This is a genomic window from Vibrio sonorensis (assembly GCF_001854765.1).
Classification (GTDB): domain Bacteria; phylum Pseudomonadota; class Gammaproteobacteria; order Enterobacterales; family Vibrionaceae; genus Vibrio; species Vibrio sonorensis.
Window position 1 is genome coordinate 73,702 of record NZ_LJJE01000069.1, and the last position, 17,560, is coordinate 91,261.

The 17,560-nt window shown below is 42.7% G+C and carries 19 protein-coding genes and 1 pseudogene; 8 read left to right on the plus strand and 12 right to left on the minus strand.

The genetic code is table 11. From position 1 onward, the window contains the following. Window positions 1-7: 7 nt before the first annotated feature. On the minus strand, window positions 8-1,585 hold the full coding sequence (locus tag BLO31_RS12480) for an EAL domain-containing protein (protein WP_070966913.1): 1,578 nt from the start codon (window positions 1,583-1,585) through the stop codon (window positions 8-10). 450 nt (window positions 1,586-2,035) lie between these two features. Here BLO31_RS12480 and BLO31_RS12485 point away from each other — a divergent pair, with 450 nt between their 5' ends. Beyond that, window positions 2,036-2,299, plus strand: coding sequence for a hypothetical protein (locus BLO31_RS12485; RefSeq protein ID WP_245688492.1), 264 nt, complete (start codon window positions 2,036-2,038; stop codon window positions 2,297-2,299). Window positions 2,300-2,335: 36 nt separating this feature from the next. Here the strand turns inward: BLO31_RS12485 and BLO31_RS12490 are convergent, their stop codons facing one another. After that, complete coding sequence (locus BLO31_RS12490) at window positions 2,336-2,830, minus strand: GNAT family N-acetyltransferase (protein WP_070966916.1); 495 nt, start codon at window positions 2,828-2,830, stop codon at window positions 2,336-2,338. 322 nt (window positions 2,831-3,152) lie between these two features. On the opposite strand from BLO31_RS12490, the gene BLO31_RS12495 reads away from it, so the two are divergent. Further along, window positions 3,153-3,491, plus strand: coding sequence for a cytosolic protein (locus BLO31_RS12495; RefSeq protein ID WP_070966920.1), 339 nt, complete (start codon window positions 3,153-3,155; stop codon window positions 3,489-3,491). Between the two features lie 80 nt (window positions 3,492-3,571). On the opposite strand, the gene BLO31_RS12500 is transcribed toward BLO31_RS12495, so the two are convergent. The 3 genes from BLO31_RS12500 to BLO31_RS12510 all read right to left on the minus strand — a co-directional run bounded on the left by BLO31_RS12500 (window position 3,572) and on the right by BLO31_RS12510 (window position 7,477). After that, entirely contained in the window at window positions 3,572-4,765 is a 1,194-nt protein-coding gene (locus tag BLO31_RS12500) for an acetate/propionate family kinase (protein ID WP_070966924.1), read from the minus strand. Between the two features lie 341 nt (window positions 4,766-5,106). After that, window positions 5,107-5,397, minus strand: a complete 291-nt coding sequence (locus BLO31_RS12505) for a DUF2218 domain-containing protein (RefSeq protein ID WP_070966928.1) — start codon at window positions 5,395-5,397, stop codon at window positions 5,107-5,109. A gap of 82 nt (window positions 5,398-5,479) precedes the next feature. Then, the gene (locus BLO31_RS12510) at window positions 5,480-7,477 is read right to left on the minus strand and encodes a TonB-dependent siderophore receptor (RefSeq protein WP_070966931.1); all 1,998 of its coding nucleotides are present in this window, start codon (window positions 7,475-7,477) and stop codon (window positions 5,480-5,482) included. 116 nt (window positions 7,478-7,593) lie between these two features. Between BLO31_RS12510 and BLO31_RS12515 the strand changes: the two genes are divergently transcribed. After that, window positions 7,594-8,565 (plus strand): helix-turn-helix domain-containing protein, encoded by a 972-nt coding sequence (locus BLO31_RS12515; RefSeq protein WP_070966935.1) that lies wholly within the window; start codon window positions 7,594-7,596, stop codon window positions 8,563-8,565. A 97-nt stretch (window positions 8,566-8,662) separates the two neighbouring features. After that, a complete protein-coding gene (gene cueR / locus BLO31_RS12520) occupies window positions 8,663-9,049 on the plus strand; it encodes a Cu(I)-responsive transcriptional regulator (RefSeq protein WP_070966939.1) in 387 nt (128 codons plus the stop codon). Window positions 9,050-9,054: 5 nt separating this feature from the next. On the opposite strand, the gene vctC is transcribed toward cueR, so the two are convergent. From vctC to BLO31_RS12545, 5 genes are all read right to left on the minus strand, one after another. Next, window positions 9,055-9,810 carry an iron chelate ABC transporter ATP-binding protein VctC gene (gene vctC / locus BLO31_RS12525; protein ID WP_070966942.1) on the minus strand — a complete coding sequence of 252 codons (756 nt, stop codon included), beginning with the start codon at window positions 9,808-9,810 and terminating at the stop codon, window positions 9,055-9,057. A gap of 5 nt (window positions 9,811-9,815) precedes the next feature. Then, window positions 9,816-10,766 carry an iron chelate uptake ABC transporter family permease subunit gene (locus tag BLO31_RS12530; RefSeq protein WP_070966945.1) on the minus strand — a complete coding sequence of 317 codons (951 nt, stop codon included), beginning with the start codon at window positions 10,764-10,766 and terminating at the stop codon, window positions 9,816-9,818. After that, on the minus strand, window positions 10,756-11,694 hold the full coding sequence (gene vctD, locus BLO31_RS12535; protein WP_070966948.1) for an iron chelate uptake ABC transporter permease subunit VctD: 939 nt from the start codon (window positions 11,692-11,694) through the stop codon (window positions 10,756-10,758). Before vctD ends, BLO31_RS12530 begins: the two co-directional genes overlap by 11 nt. Before the next feature lie 27 nt (window positions 11,695-11,721). Next, window positions 11,722-12,630, minus strand: coding sequence for a siderophore ABC transporter substrate-binding protein (locus BLO31_RS12540; RefSeq protein WP_070966951.1), 909 nt, complete (start codon window positions 12,628-12,630; stop codon window positions 11,722-11,724). 200 nt (window positions 12,631-12,830) lie between these two features. Next, complete coding sequence (locus BLO31_RS12545; protein ID WP_070966954.1) at window positions 12,831-13,232, minus strand: RNA-binding S4 domain-containing protein; 402 nt, start codon at window positions 13,230-13,232, stop codon at window positions 12,831-12,833. Between the two features lie 88 nt (window positions 13,233-13,320). Here BLO31_RS12545 and BLO31_RS12550 point away from each other — a divergent pair, with 88 nt between their 5' ends. Both BLO31_RS12550 and BLO31_RS12555 read left to right on the plus strand, forming a co-directional pair. Then, on the plus strand, window positions 13,321-14,112 hold the full coding sequence (locus tag BLO31_RS12550) for a substrate-binding periplasmic protein (protein WP_245688493.1): 792 nt from the start codon (window positions 13,321-13,323) through the stop codon (window positions 14,110-14,112). Window positions 14,113-14,212: 100 nt separating this feature from the next. Continuing rightward, entirely contained in the window at window positions 14,213-14,833 is a 621-nt protein-coding gene (locus BLO31_RS12555; protein WP_070966957.1) for a response regulator transcription factor, read from the plus strand. Here the strand turns inward: BLO31_RS12555 and BLO31_RS12560 are convergent. Both BLO31_RS12560 and BLO31_RS12565 read right to left on the minus strand, forming a co-directional pair. Further along, a complete protein-coding gene (locus BLO31_RS12560; protein ID WP_070966961.1) occupies window positions 14,769-15,695 on the minus strand; it encodes a LysR family transcriptional regulator in 927 nt (308 codons plus the stop codon). The two genes, BLO31_RS12555 and BLO31_RS12560, sit on opposite strands and share 65 nt — an antisense overlap. A 165-nt stretch (window positions 15,696-15,860) precedes the next feature. After that, a pseudogene (locus tag BLO31_RS12565) lies at window positions 15,861-16,471 on the minus strand (glutathione S-transferase N-terminal domain-containing protein). 82 nt (window positions 16,472-16,553) lie between these two features. Between BLO31_RS12565 and BLO31_RS12570 the strand changes: the two are divergent. Beyond that, complete coding sequence (locus BLO31_RS12570; RefSeq protein WP_070966966.1) at window positions 16,554-17,138, plus strand: TetR/AcrR family transcriptional regulator; 585 nt, start codon at window positions 16,554-16,556, stop codon at window positions 17,136-17,138. Next, on the plus strand, window positions 17,135-17,527 hold the full coding sequence (locus tag BLO31_RS12575) for a PPC domain-containing DNA-binding protein (protein ID WP_070966969.1): 393 nt from the start codon (window positions 17,135-17,137) through the stop codon (window positions 17,525-17,527). Before BLO31_RS12570 ends, BLO31_RS12575 begins: the two co-directional genes overlap by 4 nt. Window positions 17,528-17,560: the final 33 nt, after the last annotated feature.

The window sequence follows — 17,560 nt, forward strand, 5'->3', positions numbered from 1 at the left end:
GCAATAACTAGGATATGGAGAAAGCAGGCGCTTGGTCGACCTCTGTTTTGACATCCAGCTTTTCCAACAATTGATTAGACGGCATAGGTCGATCAAAGAAATAGCCTTGGATATATTCAAAACCGATATCAGTTAAAATGTCTAATTGCCGTTTGTCTTCGACACCCTCAACTATCACTGCCATACTTCTGCTTTGTGCCAGATTTAACATTGACTTAAGTACAGGAACGATAGCCGATTGATTAGTCAAATTGTTCACAAACACTCTGTCGATTTTCATTATGCTAAACGGCAGTTGCGCAATAAAGTCTAAACCGGAATACCCTGTACCAAAATCATCAATAGCAATGCGCATGCCTGCGCGTTCTATGACATCAAGTGCCCGTTTTGCCGCCTTCATATCCCTTTCATCAAACTCACCTTTTTCCGTGATTTCAAACACGATTTGATGTCTGAGTTTTGGATATCTAAGTTCTAACATCTCAACCCAATCTATCACTCGACCATTCAATAACGAGCGACGACTAATATTGATACTTATGTACTTACCAGCAAAGGCCTGTTGATTTTCAAGCAACATAGACATCGTTAAGTCGATGACAATTTCAGTAAGCCTATCGATTAAGTTCAGCTTCTCGGCTAACGGGATAAAAATTTCCGGTGATACAAATCCGCGTACGGGGTCGTTCCAACGCAACAAAGCTTCGCAACCAATAAGCTGTTTGCCCTGCGCTCTGTATATCGGCTGATAATGGCACTCGAAATAGCCCTTTCTTAACGCATTGGTCAGTGCAAATTCTAAACTGTTTCTAGAAATCTGACTTCTTTGACCCATTACATAAGCCGTGATAATCAAGCTCGTCAACAAGATATTCAGCCACACCGCAGACGCTAAGTGGTCTAAGTAATAGTCAAAGCCTACCTTGTTGGTTAACTCAATTGCGAAATTTTGCGATTTTGCTTGGTGCCAATTTAAAACTTTTGGCAACTTACCTTCGTAGGCATTTAATGTTTTGCCACCAATCGTTAACTCAAAGTACAAATTTTGAGAGTCATTACCAGTGTTCAAGATTTGATAAAGGTAACTCGGTGGAATCAATACACTAATGCCCGAACCAGACTCATCAGTAAACATTAACGCTAACGCGTGAGAACGAATGATCGCTGTTTTTAAATACGACAACGTGGGTTTAGGATAATTTTCTACTAAAGCTTCTCGATATTGATTAAATAGCGGGAACGAGACGTGGCCCTTGTTACTAGAACAGAAAAAACGTCCATTGGAGTTAAAGACCGCGGCTTCCTTAACCATTCGTGTGTTAAAAACCCCTTGTCTGAGCTTTACCAAAAGCTCATCACAACTCTGTTCAAGACGGTGGTTTTGCAGAAGATAGCCAAAAGAGTTTTTAATTCGGTTGAGATTTTGATCAACCTTAGAAAGTGCCAAATAGTTTGAGGATGCCACTTCTTTATTGGCATGAAAAACAACAGATAAAACGAGCAGCCCATTCCCTAATAGAATGAACAAAAACGCGAAGTAATACCGCTTAAAGCTCGTTTGCAAAAACGAAGTAAGCTGCTTCATTGACTCACAGCCCTACATTTCGAACAAGTTCCATGTACTGAATTCATTATCTAGCCATCCTGCGCTTGTGCGACCACCATGTTGGGCCCACACCGTGACTAGCGCAAGAATTCACTCCCTGCCAAACTATTCATTATTTTGATTTATCCAGTATCTACAATAAGTTAGGCATTTCAATTACAGAAAAGTGTATTGTGATAACGGTCAATATTAAACTGTAAACGAAGAAATTTAGCCCGTTGTCAATGGCCATGACGATACAAGGCTCTAATTTTCTCTTTAGTTTTGCCGTGAGGGTGACAATAAAATGAGGTACTACCATGTTTGCTCAGAATAGGTGAAAGGTTGCGCGAATCTCACGATTTGTACGTGGTCAACAAGCTGAAATCTGTGTTGAAGTTTTTGTAAACAATAGGTAGAAAAGTCCACGCTTACACTCAAGAATAGTCTGTGATAGATTCAATCTATCAAACGATTATTGGCTCCAACATGAATACATTAACCACAAGTGAGATATTGGGCGTTACCTTAGCTCTAATCTCATTCTCAGTCACTTACCTGACTCTCTACTATAAATGGATTAAACCAAACCAGTTAGACAAACGTTTTCTCGCTTCGCTGTGGCGATTTATCAAAAACACCAGTCACGGTCAAAATCTAAAAACATTGGGTTACAGAGAGCCAAATGATGTGGTACAAAGCCAACGCAAGTAGTGGTATTTATAAGGAAAGTTAATCCAATAAGGATTTTTAGTTCAGCCCCTTTTCCATCCACACTGAACTGATGTACAAACCATTTTTCTTCGCATATTCATTGAAGACGCCGATTTCTCTGAAACCAAAACGTTTGTGTAACGCAACTGAGGCGTCATTAGGCAATGCGATACCTGACAACACCCTGTGAACTCCGCACTCAGATATTGAGTTGAACAGTTTCCGATATAGCTCTGCTCCAATACCTTTCCTTTTTGCACTTGAAGCAAGGTAAACCGTCACTTCAGCTGTATCTTCAAACGCTGAAATATCCCTATAAGGCTGCGAACAAGCGAAACCTAACAACTCACCATCTTGAGTAGCGACGAAAAGTTGATGCTTGCTATTACACGAAAACTGAGAGAACCAACTTAGACGATTTTCCAGCGTAAACGCTCGTTCTTCAAAGCGCGCGTTAGTATGCTCGATGTAAAAATTAAAGATATCGGTAATAGCCTCAACGTCACTGACTTCCCCTGCTCTAACTTCCACTCCCACTTCCCCTTCTATCCATGAAAATCCAGTACATATTAAATAACCAGCGGTCCCCATGCACTGCACTTTACATCAGTGTTTTATATTAGCTCATTTAAATAGTCACAGATTAAGACCGCACGAAAGGGTCACAAAGCGAAAAGATGTCACCATACAGCGACAGTGGTAATTTTCATCACAATCGAAAACGTTCGATTGAGACGAGTTACTCTGTAAATGTTCCAGGTTACCGCCAATGATGGTCTTTTATAGCTGAATCTCTACTGCGTTTTGCCGTGGTAGTGGTACAATCGCAACATTAGCTTTATCGAGACTCTCTATGTTTATTCATCATGTTAACGGCATCGACTGGCTGGTGATTACAGCGTTTGAAGAAATAAAACCTATGTTTATCGAAGATGCTGGTAAGATCCCTTCTTGCTTCTCTACCTCTAGCGAATTGAGCTTAATTGATCAAGCCAAGCGCACCTACGGTTATTTGCCTAAGTACAGCGGCGTCATCACCGATACTGGAACCTTGCAAAGCCAAGAGATCCAAGAAGATTTGAACCCACAGCTAGCCTGTCTGGTTGAAGGGCGCGGCAGGGTCTTTATCTACCACGGCGGATTTGTCGCTTTCGTCGATGACGAGCAAACCTTTATTACCCGCTTAAGTTGAATAAAACCATCAATGAATAATCCCAAAAATAATAAAAGCGAGCACTAAGCTCGCTTTTATTGATTTGATTGCCTGAAGGGTTACAACAGTTCTACCGACTGCTGAGCAATGACAAACTCTTCATTGGTTGGGATCGCCATTGCGACCGCATCAAGAGTTTTTGAATGTGCGATAACACCTGAATCACCAAATCGAGCGGCTTCGTTACCCGCCACATCCTCTTTAAAACCTAATAGCGCTAGATTGTTTAAGATCTCTCTGCGAATTGGCAATGAGTTTTCACCAATGCCGCCAGTGAAGATAATTGCATCTAGGTTTTGAAGTGGGATTAGGTAAGAGCCAATATACTTAGCAACACGGTAAGTAAATACTTCAAAAGCGAGCTTGGCGTCTTCATGCCCTTCTTCCATCGCTTCTAAAATACCACGGGCATCTGACGTTAAGCCGGACACTCCCAAGAAGCCTGATTTTTTGTTCAAGGTTTCAAATACCTTTTCAGTACTCCACCCTTTTTTAATCAAAAATTCGATAACACCAGGGTCTAGGTCACCAGAGCGCGTTCCCATCATTAGTCCGGCTAATGGGGTAAAGCCCATTGAAGTATCGACAGATTTACCGTTGCTAATCGCACATACGGACGCACCGTTACCGAGGTGTACGGAGATAAAGCTCGATTGCTCGATAGGTTTATTGAGCATCTTAGCGGCTTCACGGCTTACGTAGTAATGACTCGTGCCGTGGAAACCGTAGCGGCGGATCCCGTACTCTTTGTACAGCTCATTAGAGATAGCGCCAGTAAACGCTTTTTTAGGCATGGTCTGGTGGAATGCAGTATCAAACACGGCGAACTGTGGCAGTGAAGGGAACGCCGCCATCGCTGCTTCAATCCCTTTGGCACCTGCTGGATTGTGGAGCGGAGCAAGGTCTGATAGAGACTCAATTTCTTTTAGTACTTTTTGGTCAATTCTAACCGTAGAGGTGAACTTTTCTCCGCCGTGAACAATTCGGTGGCCCACTGCGACGATATCGCGGTCAAAACCCAAAGATTCCATCAATCCGACAATACGGTTGATCGCGTATTGGTGATGGTCGCCATCGGAAGTGATTTTTTCTTCACTCTTTTCACCCTGATGCTTCCAACTGATTACGGCTTCAGGAAGACCAAAGCATTCGCCCAGTCCAGTGACTGGCGCTTCGCCATTTTCGGCATTAATTACGGCAAACTTTAATGATGAGCTGCCAGAATTAATCACTAATACATACTTATTAGACATAGAGAATCCCGTTTAAAATAAAGGCTGAAGCGTGGCTTCATCGTTGAACAACACCATTATTCAATATTTTTTGATAGTTTCAACTTTATTTTAGTAGCCGACATAATCGATATTCAACTTTCTTGATCTACCGCAAATTTGTTATTTTTTAGAGGTTAAAATTTAATAATCTCAACAGCAAAAGAAGTGCAAGCTTACAACGGAAAATAGCGCTAGATTAAACAGCTAGACTTTGAACACTATCAATAAGTGGTAGGGATGGCAGAGAAAAGAGTGTACGAGCAGTGACCAAAATCGGCGCCCTTTACTACTAAAGACGCCATATAGAGAAAGCATGTGAACTAAACGTCAACCCACCCGGGAACGATTGGGTTGCGACGTGTAAACATAGAAACATGAGAATCTATGATTGATTGAACCTGTTTCAATTTTATTTCATTTTCTGCACTGCAGACTATGGTAAGAGTTTGCGCGTTTTCATCGGCCGCCATCGCCGCTTTGCCAACTGGAAACTCCACTTCACCTTGAGTCTCCGTCCATTCCGATTTCACCTTTCTTGCAAAGTGTCTGCATAACACAACCAGATACTTGCTGCATTGCTCAGCCTGAATCACGGCTTTTGTCGTTTTCATTATTACTCCAGAAAAAAAAGCTGCCCGTTTTCGGGCAGCAAAGCTCAACGTTATCAACTTTTATTATATGGACTTATATGGATTAGAACTGGTAAGCCAGTGATAGCTTAACGTTACGACCGGGTTCGTAATCGTCAGCAAACGTCGGTCCCGCAACACCAGAACGTGAAGCATGCGAGTAATACGTTTCATCAAAGATGTTGTCGATACCAAAGGTCACCGTTAACTGATCAACATCCGCTGGGATCCACTGAGCATACAAGTTATGAACATGATATGAAGGTTTCGCTTTTGCTCCTTGCTTAACGTTATCTTCTTCACGTACAAACTGAGAATTCCACCCCAGTAGTAAGTCGACTGAATCTGCATAGTAGTCAGCACTAAAGTTAATGCTGTCACCTACATCTTGGCTTCTAGAAACGTGTGTTACTGGTAGTCCACTTTCATAAGCGATATCAGATTTCGCATAAGATAGTTTTGCAGCAAACTGTTGATACGCATAACCTAAGCTGGCTTCAAAACCATCCATCTCTACATCATCTATGTTTGATAGATAGTAGTTGCGCGTTTCTCTTTGATAAGCGTCGTATATATAGTCGTCAATATCTGTTCTGAATAATGTTAGGTTTGCGCTAACTCGGTGATCATCGAACTTAGATGAGTACTTAAAGCCAATTTGGCGGTTAAGACCAGTTTCTGCTTTCAAATCATCGGCAACCACAGCGGTATCTTGGTAGTAGATGAAAGATTCCATCAGTTCAGGACCTTTAAACAGAGTTCGCGCGTTAGCAAACACTGCAAAGTCATCAGTGATATACCATTCTGTACCCAGTGACCACGTCAACTCATCGAAGTCATTTTTTGCCACTACAGCATTTCGTTCGTAGTCGTCAAACCTTAGGCCTGCAGTAAACGAAAGAGAAGGCAATACATAAAGCGTATCTTCGACAAAGACTGCGGTTGCTACAGAGTCTTCGTTTATCTCTTCACCAGTGCTCCCAAGAGTATTAGAGCTCTCTTTCTTCATATAATCTAAACCATAGGCCAGCTCATTCTGGAGTGAACCTAGTGGCAAATCAGCGTAAAAGATCGCATTGATACCTTGGTTTTCGTTTGAAGCCTTGTTTCGTGACTGCCTTTCTCCAAATCTTGGGCCAGCAAGAGTTTCGTCTCGATCAAGATTAGTTTTGGTCGAGTAGAACACCGTTTTACCGCGATGGTTCTCTTTATCAAGTTCGTATGAGGCAGTAAGCGTTAAACGCTCGTAAGTAGTTGGCAGCGTACTGTTCTTAGAGATTTTGTAGTTACCCTCGGCGTTGATATCTGGGCGCGGGTTGTAATTACCTTCATCGCGATAAGAGTCTAGAGTAAACTCAAATCGGTGACCATCAGACGGCTCAAATCCAAGTTTCGCTAGGATATTGTGTTGTTTACCAGCAGCACCTAACTGCTCAACGCCGTTGCCATCTTCTGCATTGTCTCGCTCAACAAACTGGCCGTATACCAAAGTGTCAACTCTATCGGAAAGCAGACCATATACAGTCATCGAACCTTGAACTAAATCGTTAGAAGCGAAGCCACCGTAGTAACGTGCGCCAATCTGTTGGTCGCCCAATAGCAAATCTTTCGCATCTTTGGTTTCAAATAGTACCGAACCACCAAGACCATTTTGCAATACTGAGTTGTTACCTACTTGAATATCCGCAGACTTTAAAATATCTGGGTTTAAAGTAAGGTTACCGATATGGTGGAACATGTTAGCGTGCTGTGACGCGCCATCTAGGCGAATATCTAAGTCCGTCTCGCGCAGACCACGGATATTGATACTTTGGTTAACTGAGTGGGTACCACCCACGTCGACACCAGGAATTTCGCGCAATAAATCAGACATATGGTCCGCTTGCTTTAGCGACATATCGTCAGAAACCAGAGACTCTGAGCTACTAGTTACTTTTGTACCCCAAACGACAACCTCGTCTAACTGGGTAGTTTCTTCGGCAAAGGCACCGGCTGAGAGTGCCATACCTACCGCTAAACAAACCACTGACTTGCTTAGGGTAGTTTTTTTTATAGTTTCCATGAAGTTTCTTCTCAAATACAAATGATAATAATTCGCAGGTATGATAAGTTTCATTCCTATTAACGGAAAGGTAATTTAGTTATGCAAAATCGCATAGCAGTTATGAGAAACAACCAATGACAAGAGCTCAAGTTGTACGCCCCAAGATGCATAAGGTGGCGATTACAGAGAAAATAGAAGAATCGGAAAAACAGATAATAGTCGGTCAAACGAGGACTGCACGAGCGGCACTGGTAGAAGGCCAGTTTATCTCTCATCATTGCGAAGACGGCTTTACCATGCACGGAAGCCGCAGCCATGAGTTGATTGATTCGAACGTGGTATCAACTGCGCCAAAGTCTTTTATTATCACTCTGTTGCTCAAAGGAAGGCTTAGTTTTAGTTATGATGAGCTGGAATTTAACCTAAACGCCATACACGGTGGTATGGGTGTATTGGTCAACCTTGCCAAACCGGTAAACTTCCGTCGTCGTATTTTTAAAAACAACGACATCATTAAAATAAACCTGATGATGGCACCGGATTGGCTAGATAGCCGAACGGACCCAGACTGCCCAACTCACCTTTTGACTTCTGGTCACCTAAACCATATCCGTTTTCCTATTGACCGAGAACTTGCGCTTCTCATTCAAAAAGCTTTGGATTCAAAACAGGAAACGGGCCTTAAAGGCACACTAAAATTTGAATCACTCTCGCTATTAATCATGTCGAAGGTCATCGAGCAGATTGAGCACACCAAAGTACTTTCACACGACGACGGTTTATCACAAGTGCATCGCAACAGTGTCGAAGATATTATTAGCTACATAGAGCTTAATCTGGCCGACGAACTTACCTTAGAGTCCTTAGCAGAAAAATTTGCGATGAGCGTATCTAACCTACAGCGCAAGTTTCGACAGCAGATCGGCGTGACCGTCAACAGCTACATTCGCAGTCGAAGACTGGATGTTGCCAAGCAACACCTTGAGCGCGGACTTGTGAGCATTACCGAAGCCGCATACGAAGCGGGATATAACCACCCTGCCAACTTCACGATCGCATTTAAGAAAGCTTATGGAGTCCCTCCAGCACAGTTAGCTAAGCGATAGTGCTTAAACCCAAATAGGGATAAACTAAACGAGCTGACAACAAAATCATTTGGTTTGAATAGTTAGTTGGCTCATGGCTTTAAAATGGGAGTGGTATATGAACATTGGTACTGTAGCGGAAATAACCGGACTGTCGACAAAATCGATTCGGCTGTATGAAGAGAAAGGAATTATTGCCACTCCACCGAGAACTGAATCTGGTTACCGAGAATACAGTGAAAAACACCTTCAACAACTTAACTTGGTATCACGTGCAAAAAATGCCGGGTTTTCTTTAGCTGAATGCAAAGAGTTTGTGCAACTGGCCAACAATCCAAGCCGCAAGAGCAGTGAAGTAAAAACCAAAGCGGCGTTAAAGCTTACCGAAGTAAGACATAAGATTGCTCACCTTCAAGAGATTGAAAAGCAATTGGCAGAATGGGTAGATGCATGTCCGGGCAACGCAGAAAGTACGTGCCCGATCATTGATGATTTAACCAAATAGCAATGTTAGTGATAGGTACACATACGACGACCATTCACTTCGATAATATTAAACGGGGTCTCATAAATACGTTCTAATGTTGAAGAAGTGATGACTTCTTCGACGTCGCCTTGTGCAACAATTGACCCTTTCTTTAACGCCACGATTGTGTCGCAGTAGCAAGCCGCAAAATTAATATCGTGGATAACCACCACTACCGCTTTATTCATCTCTTCGGCCAATCGGCGAATATTGCGCATAATTTGCAATGAGTGTTTGATATCCAAGTTGTTCAATGGCTCGTCGAGGAATACAAAATCCGTATCTTGAGCAATGACCATGGCAATAAATGCCAACTGTCTTTGACCACCACTTAACTCATCTAAGTAACGTTCGGAAATAGTGGAGAGATCGAGGTACTCTATCGCTTTGTCGATGGCAGCGTGATCGTCGCTATTAAGCTTGCCTTGGCTATGAGGAAATCGACCAAACGAAATCAGTTCTCGCACCGTAAATCGCATAGTGACGGAGTTAGCCTGCCTCAATACCGCCAGTTTCTTAGCTAAAGAGCGGGTGTCCCACTCTTCTAACTCTTTGCTGTCAATAATCACACGGCCACTGTCTTTTGATAGTAATCGACTGGCCATGGAGAGCAGCGTACTTTTCCCTGCTCCATTCGGGCCGATAATTGCCGTGACTTTCCCTTTGTCAAAGGCCGTCGTCGCTTCTTTTACAACATCGGTTTGACCAAAGGTTTTACTTACGTTTTCAATGGTAATCATATGTATTAACTAATTTTGTTTCTAAGAAGCAGCGATAAGAAATAGATGCCGCCAATAAAGTTAATCACCACACTTAAGGTGGTTGAAAAACCAAAGGCATTTTCAATAATCCACTGCCCGCTAAGCAAGGCTGCCACTGATAGTAGTGAGCTTGCTAGAAGTAATGTTTTATGCTCGTAGGTATTAAACATTTCCCTGGTCAAGTTACACACCAAAAAACCAAAGAACATAATCGGGCCAATAAGTGCGGTAGAAATCGACACCAATATCGCAGTCAAAACAAGTACTCGCATGCTAACGGCTTTTACGTTAACACCGAGTCCCATTGCGTTGTCTTTACCGAGCCAAAAAACGTCTAGAGTTCGGTGCTGCTTGTAAAGAAGCAGAGTAACCAGCGCCAATACAGGGCCACAGATATAGACTAACTCAACCTTTACGTTGTTAAAGCTAGCAAACATATTTTCCTGTACTGATGCGAACTCGTTGGGGTCCATCATCATAATAAAGAAGGACGACAAGTTGCCGAAGAGTTGGCCCAAAATAACGCCGAGTAATAACAGCATCATTAAGTTCAGCCGCTCACCTTTAAAGTAAAAACTAAACAAAACAACTGAAAACCCAACCATTACGGTTAGAGAAAGTGCAAAGTTAGCGTACTCGTTGACCGTGAAGTATCCCATACTTCCCGATGCGGCAACGACCAATACTTGAGTCAAAAGATACAGGCTATCAAAGCCCATTATACTCGGCGTGAGTATTCGATTATCCGTGATCGTTTGAAAGGTCAACGTTGCCTGAGCAAGAGCAATACCAGCTAGTACCATTGCCAAGACTTTTGGTACGCGCCGCGACAAAAAGTACTGATAGTTATCAGCATTTAATCCAATGCCAATGAAAAGCGCCATAAACAAAAGTGCAATCAGCGCAAGGCCGAACAGTTTAGTTCTATCTCGCATGTCTCTCTCCTCTTAGGATAAAGAACAAGAAGAGAACACCGCCGACAACACTAATGATCATCGAAATCGGAATTTCATAAGGGAAGATTATCAGTCGTCCTATCACGTCACATATCAGCACCATCATCGCGCCGACAATCGCGGTCAGCGGAATGTTGCGTTTGAGGTTATCGCCAAAATAGTGGCTGACTAAGTTGGGGACGATTAAACCAAGGAACGGCAGTAGCCCGACAATCATAACTACCGAAGCAGACATTACGGAGACTAAAAGCACACCAATAACAACGACCTGTTGATAGTTAAGGCCTAAGTTAACGGCAAAGTCTTTACCCAACCCGACCGCAGAAATACGAGTCGCGTAGAGGTAACTAAAAATGGACACGGGAAGCGCGATGTAAAGTAACTCGTAGTCACCCTGTAACAAGTTGCCAAAGTTGGCGACCGCCCAACCAGACATATTTTGAATGGCGTCGTATCGATAGGCTATGAACGTCGCCAGTGACTCAATCACATTACCAAAGATAATACCGATAAGTGGCACATAGATAGCATTCTTAAACTGAATACGATTGATAAAAGTAACGAATATCAAAGTACCCAACATCGCCACCAAGAAAATCAACCAAATCTGTTCGCCATCACCAAAGATGACCAAACTGATGACATACCCTAGCATGGCGCTGTCGATGGTCCCCGATGTCGAAGGAGCCGCAAAGCGGTTTTGACTGATTTGCTGCATAATAAGACCAGCAATGCTCAATCCTCCCCCTGCGAGCAATATGGCGAGGAGTCTAGGCAGTCGACTGGTAACGAGTAGGTGCCACGCTTGTTCATCACCTTCCAACAGCGCTTTGGGGTCGAGTTGCCCGACCCCGACAAACACTGAGGCAATGCAAAGTACTAAGAGTACAAGCAATAACTTCTTCAAAGCTAACCTCTGCTATGCGCTCTCTGCTTAGTTCAAGCCGATTGAGCTTTCGATGTCTTGAATCATTTGCTCAGTCGCTTGTAAACCAGAAATAGACAGATACCAAGCGTTGATATCTAAGAAAGCCATATGTTTGTTTTTGTATGCGTTGGTCGCTTGAACCAGATCGTTTTCAAACGACTCTCTTGTTTTGCTTTTTCCTTTGTTTACTAACTTGTCGCGGTCAATGATCAGCAAAGTACTAGGGTTCGCTTCTCGAATAAACTCGTAAGAGATCAAATCACCGTGGCGGCTCTCTTTGATGCCTTCCACTGTTTCTAGAAAGCCAAAGTCTTTATAAATGGCAGAGAATCTTGATTGCGAACCAAAAGTCGTTACGTTGCCGCCCGAGCTCATTACCGTTAGTGCATCAACGTTGTTTGACTGGTTGTAATCGCGAATAGCTTGGAACTTATCATCAAGCTCGCTGATCTTCTTCTCAACAAAGTCGTTTTTATCAAACACTTTACCAAGGTTGCGCCATTGTTCCTGAGTACTTTCCCAATACCCTTTTTTGTCGTCAGCCGCAAAAACAATTGTTGGTGCGATTTCTGATAACTCGTTGTACTTGGCGGCGCCACGAGAACCAACAATGATCAGATCGGGTTTCTGGGTAAAGATGGTTTCGAAATCAGGTTCGAACAGGCTACCTACAGTTACGTAATCGCCATCGCGATACTTAGCAAGGTATTCAGGATAAAGGCTAACTTTAGCGATAGCGACCGGATCGATACCAAAGCTGTGTACTGTATCTAGTGCACCCATACCAATAACAACCACGCGTTCTGGTTGCGTTTCGACTTTGGTTACACCTTTCAAGTGTTCAACTTCAACCCAATCAGCGTGAGCACTGAATGTTGCTAAAGCACTAAGAATAACTGAGGCTGCTTTTTTCATTGGATTTACCCTATAATTAAAATGCTATGCATTATCATTTAGATTCAACCTAATGTCATCAGTAAATTTTCATAAAAAACAGCAAAATAGTTTTATCATACAGAAAAACAACTCAGGCTTTATCGAGTTGAAACGATGAATTTGAAGGGAATAAGATGGCAAACAGCGTTGCTTACCATCTTGATTAGGCACTGGTTTGATTAAAAGAAATCGATCGAAGAACGCCCTGAGGACTTCTTGTTTTCCTGCGGCTCTAGGGGTTTTTCTTCCTGTGGCGGTTTGTCTTTTTTAGCGGCCTGCTCTGCTTTGGGCTTACTTTTAACTGGCTTAACCACTTCCTCTACTGGTACATCGCAGACCACGACATAATACTCTTGGTTAAACTCAAAAAAGTCGCCATCATACATCTTTCGTCGCTTACGCGTTTCAAGTTCACCGTTGACCGCAACGTAACCTTCAGAGATAACGTGTTTGGCCTCGCCTCCCCCACTCACCAAGTTGGCGATTTTAAAAACCTTGTACAACTCAATCGGTTGGCTAGACACTTCTATCCCAATCGCTTCAATTTCTATCTCTTGCTCGTCGTCTTGCACTACATCTATCCGATCATGTTCAAATTACCAGAGAGTCTAGCGGCTAGAGTCAAATAAATAAACTAAAGTTATAACAAGCGAGCAAAAGGAAGTACGAGTGAAGCCTACTGGTCTGTTGATATTACTATTTCTGGGGTTAGCCTTTTCATGTTACTCACAAACAATGGTTACCATCTATGCCGATGATGACTATCCCCCATACAGCTATGAGCAAAACGGCGTGGCCAAAGGTATTTACGCCGATATCTTGCGAGAAACTTTTAACAAGATGCCCGAGTATCGCGTGATACTGCAACCAGTGCCTTGGAAACGCGGATTAAAGCTGCTGGAAACAGGGAGAGGTTTCGCCTTATACCCACCCTATTTTTACCAACATCAGCGTCCTTTTATCTCTCCCTATTCCAAGCCTATTTTAAAAGAAGAAGTCGTCGTTTATTGTCACCCTGACTCTGTACGGGGCCGACGGACTACTCGTTGGCCGAATGATTTCTATCAATTGAAGTTTGGTCTTAATGAAGGCTTCTCTTTAGGGGGTGAAGCCTTTTGGTCCGCGGTGGATAAAAAAGAAGTGTCTCTATCGATCGTTAAAGGCCACCACAAAAACATCATGCGCCTATATCAGCAAGAAATTGACTGCTATATCAATGACAGACTTTCCATTTTATGGGCATTGAGTGACTTAGTTAATCGCGGTGATATCAGTGCATCGTCTGAGTTAATACTCACTGCAACAGTGAGTAGCGAGTATGGTTATTTGGGCTTTACCAATCAAAACGAACAAAGCTATCCGTACAAAGAAGACTTCGTAAACCAGTTCAACAATGCCCTCACAACCATGATCAACGAAGGTCGCATTGAGCAGATCGTCGCTGAATACCTTACTCGTTAGCCTTTCCAATCTGGCAACACACCTTTCCAAGCAATCATCGATTAATCAATTAGATTCAATACATAGCCTTAAGAAATAGAAAATTCAAAGCGAGTCTAAAATGCCAGTTAAACGTATTGTAGTAGCCGATGCTCAGCCTCTCGTTAGAGAAGCGCTCACCCAGATTATCAATCAAGTGCTTCCCTACTCCGAGGTACTGCCTAGCCAGAATGCTAATGAAGTGATGCACATTATTAAGAATCACAGCGTGAGTTTACTAATCCTAGATGTAAACCTCATTGAGTCTGATGGATTTGATCTAGTGAGACGCGCTAAAGCCTTTGGTTATCGAGGTAAAATACTGTTTTTATCCAGCAGTCAACACCCGATGTTCACTGAAATGGCGCAAAGACTGGATGTTGACGGATATATTGAGAAATCAGAGCCGACCAATATAATTCGCGAAGGTATTGTAAACGTCATGCACGGGTACACCGTGTTCAAACGTTGTTCCAACTCGCATAAACCCATCCAACTGTCTAAAAGAGAAACCGTTGTGTTTAACTATCTAGTTAATGGTCACAGCAATAAAGACATTGCAGCAATGCTTTGTCTAAGCTCAAAAACCGTCAGTACCTATAAGTCTCGTATCTTAAAAAAACACAATGTTCGATCAATTATAGAGTTAGTGAATACCTTTGGGCAGTTGAACGATGTTTCACACTCAATTGCCGATCGATAACCTCATACAACAGTTGGTGCAATGGACTGCCGTGGAACTCCTTTTTGTATTTAACCACTATACTGGGGGAAAAATCCGCACCTAGCTCATCGGGAAGTACAGTAGCCGATATTCCAGAAATACTATTGAGGGTAAAAGGGACATAAGTGACGCAATCCAGCTCTTGATGTAACTCTTTTAGCAGTGTGAAATTTTCCACCGTGGCAATAATGTTGGGTTCGTAACCAGCGTCTATCATTCGATACCTTACTCTTTCGGTGTCTTCTGACCAACCTAAAACCGTCAGGGTAACCATGGGAAGTTTTAGTCGCTCAAAGGCATCGAGATGTGAATTTCTTTGCGACGTAATTAGACTTGGGCGAAATTTACCTAAATGCAATTGATGAACGCGTTGATCTAAGCTGGGGTCAAAATAGTTGATCGCCATATCGATTTTACCATTAACTATGTCTTGGTCCGTTGAAGGAGACCAAGCTGCCAACTTGATCTTGGCTTTAGGTAAACGTTTCATCAGTTCAAACAACACCGCTTTACCTTTAAAATAGTAGGCGATACTGGGCATAGAAATAACTACCCATTTGTCATATTCCTTCGGGTCAAAGCTTTGAAAGCTGGTCACCGAGTCTAATAGTGACACTCCCTCAGCGATTCTATGCAGATTGGCTTCTAGCCACTCTGTTGGTTCATAGTGAGATTTCCCGCGTACAAACAACGGATCCCCCAACTGCTCGCGTAATTTAGTTAGTTGCTTACTCACTGCACTTTCTGTTTTTCCTAATGCTTTTGCGACTGGCTTTAACTTCCTATGCTGATAAAGCAGTGGTAATACGCCCAGCAAATTGTAATCAACTTCATTATTCATAGTGTCGGCCAGTGTGAGGGAAAAAGATTTAATATCATCAGAATAAAAACAAGTATCGAATGCAAATTAAGTATCTATTTTTGTGATTAATTAAAGCCTAGCCAGACTCGCCCTATCGAGCTTTAATATCGCAAGGGCGAGAGGACATATCGTTGCTGACTTAGATTATTGAAAAGCGGAACGTTGAGATACAGAGTCAAACCACTTGGCAATCGCCGGATAGCTTTCTAGCACCGCAATTTCCAGCGCCTTTGTACAAAAATTAATAAAGATAAAGGCGGTAATATCGACAATCGTAAATTGCTCACTCGCCACGTACTTCGAGTTCTCTAGCCTAGTGTTGAGTGTCGGCAAAAACTGTTCAACGCGAATCTTTGACTCTTCACCCCATGCTTTAACACAAGTCTCCCTGTCTGAGTAGATACCGGTAGTATTTCTAAATGATTGAAATGCCGTATAAAGTCCTTGAAACTCCACTACGCGATGCCACATTTCGACTTGGGCTTTTTCAACCGCATCTCGCCCAAAAAGGTGTTTCTCATTTGGCGTAATTTCATCAAAGTAGCGACAAATTGCCACGCTTTCACAAAGACTTCTACCATCTTCAAACTCCAGAACCGGCACCTTGCATTAACCGATTTCGCAGTGAATTCATCCTTTAGGTTATCACCCGAGCGCACGTTGAGTTCTACTCGTTCCACCTCTGCACCTATCTCTTTCAAAAATAGAGACACTCGTTTACAACTCGGTGTCATTGCCGTTTCGTATAATTTCATTGTTTCTTCCTTTATCTAACCGATCGTTTAGATTAAAATAGAGAATAACTAAACGTTCAGTCAAGTAAAAATTGAGAATCTAATGGGACGAAAAGCGAGCTTTGATAGACAAGAAAAATTAATGGTAGCGATGCAGCTCTTTTGGCGTAAGGGTTATGCCAATACGGCGATTTCCGATCTCGTGGACGAAATGCAAATCAATCGCTTCAGCCTTTATCACAGTTTTGGCGATAAACAGCAGCTTTATTACGAAGCGTTAAACGCGTATCTCACCAAAATTTCAATGCCTAAGTTAGACCTACTGACTAAAAGCGATGCAGGTTGGGACGAACTCTTGGCGTTCCTAGAAGGTTTTGTCTCAATTCAAAAAAAAGACGCATACGGCTGTTTTATGCAGAACGCCCTAGTCGAACACGCAGGTAAAGATGACCAAGTACTACAAGCGGGCGGTCAGCTCTTTGACCACCTAACCCTGCTTTTTACAAAAGCGTTAAGCAAAGCTCAGCAATGTAAAAAAGTTACTGACACCGCTACGCCAGATGCGTTGGCAATACTGATCGTTAACCATATGCAAGGGATGCGAGTACTGGCGAAAGCCAAACGCTTAAAAGACTTAGAAATGGCATTCGAAACACTTTTAATTTTACTAAAAGGGCGAGCGTCATGATCACACCAATTGCTATTCGACTTCATCGTGGTTCCGATTTAAAGCAATCGATCAAGAAATTGGTCGATGACAACCGAGTAAAAGCGGGAACTATTTTATCTTGCGTCGGCTCTCTGTCTTCTATCAACCTCAGACTTGCTGGCGCTTCTCAAACCCTTTTCTTGCACTCCTCATTTGAGATTGTTTCCGTGGTGGGAACCTTAACACCCGACCACCAGCACATTCACATTAGCGTCGCCGATGGTGAGGGAAAAGTCATTGGTGGACATTTACTCGACGGCGCCGTTATTGATACAACTGCAGAGCTCATCATCGCAAAGCTTGATCAACTTCACTTTTCGCGAGAGATTGATAGTCAGACAGGTTTTACAGAGCTCAAATTACTTTAGAAAAACGCCAATAAATCATCCGTTTTTGTGAAC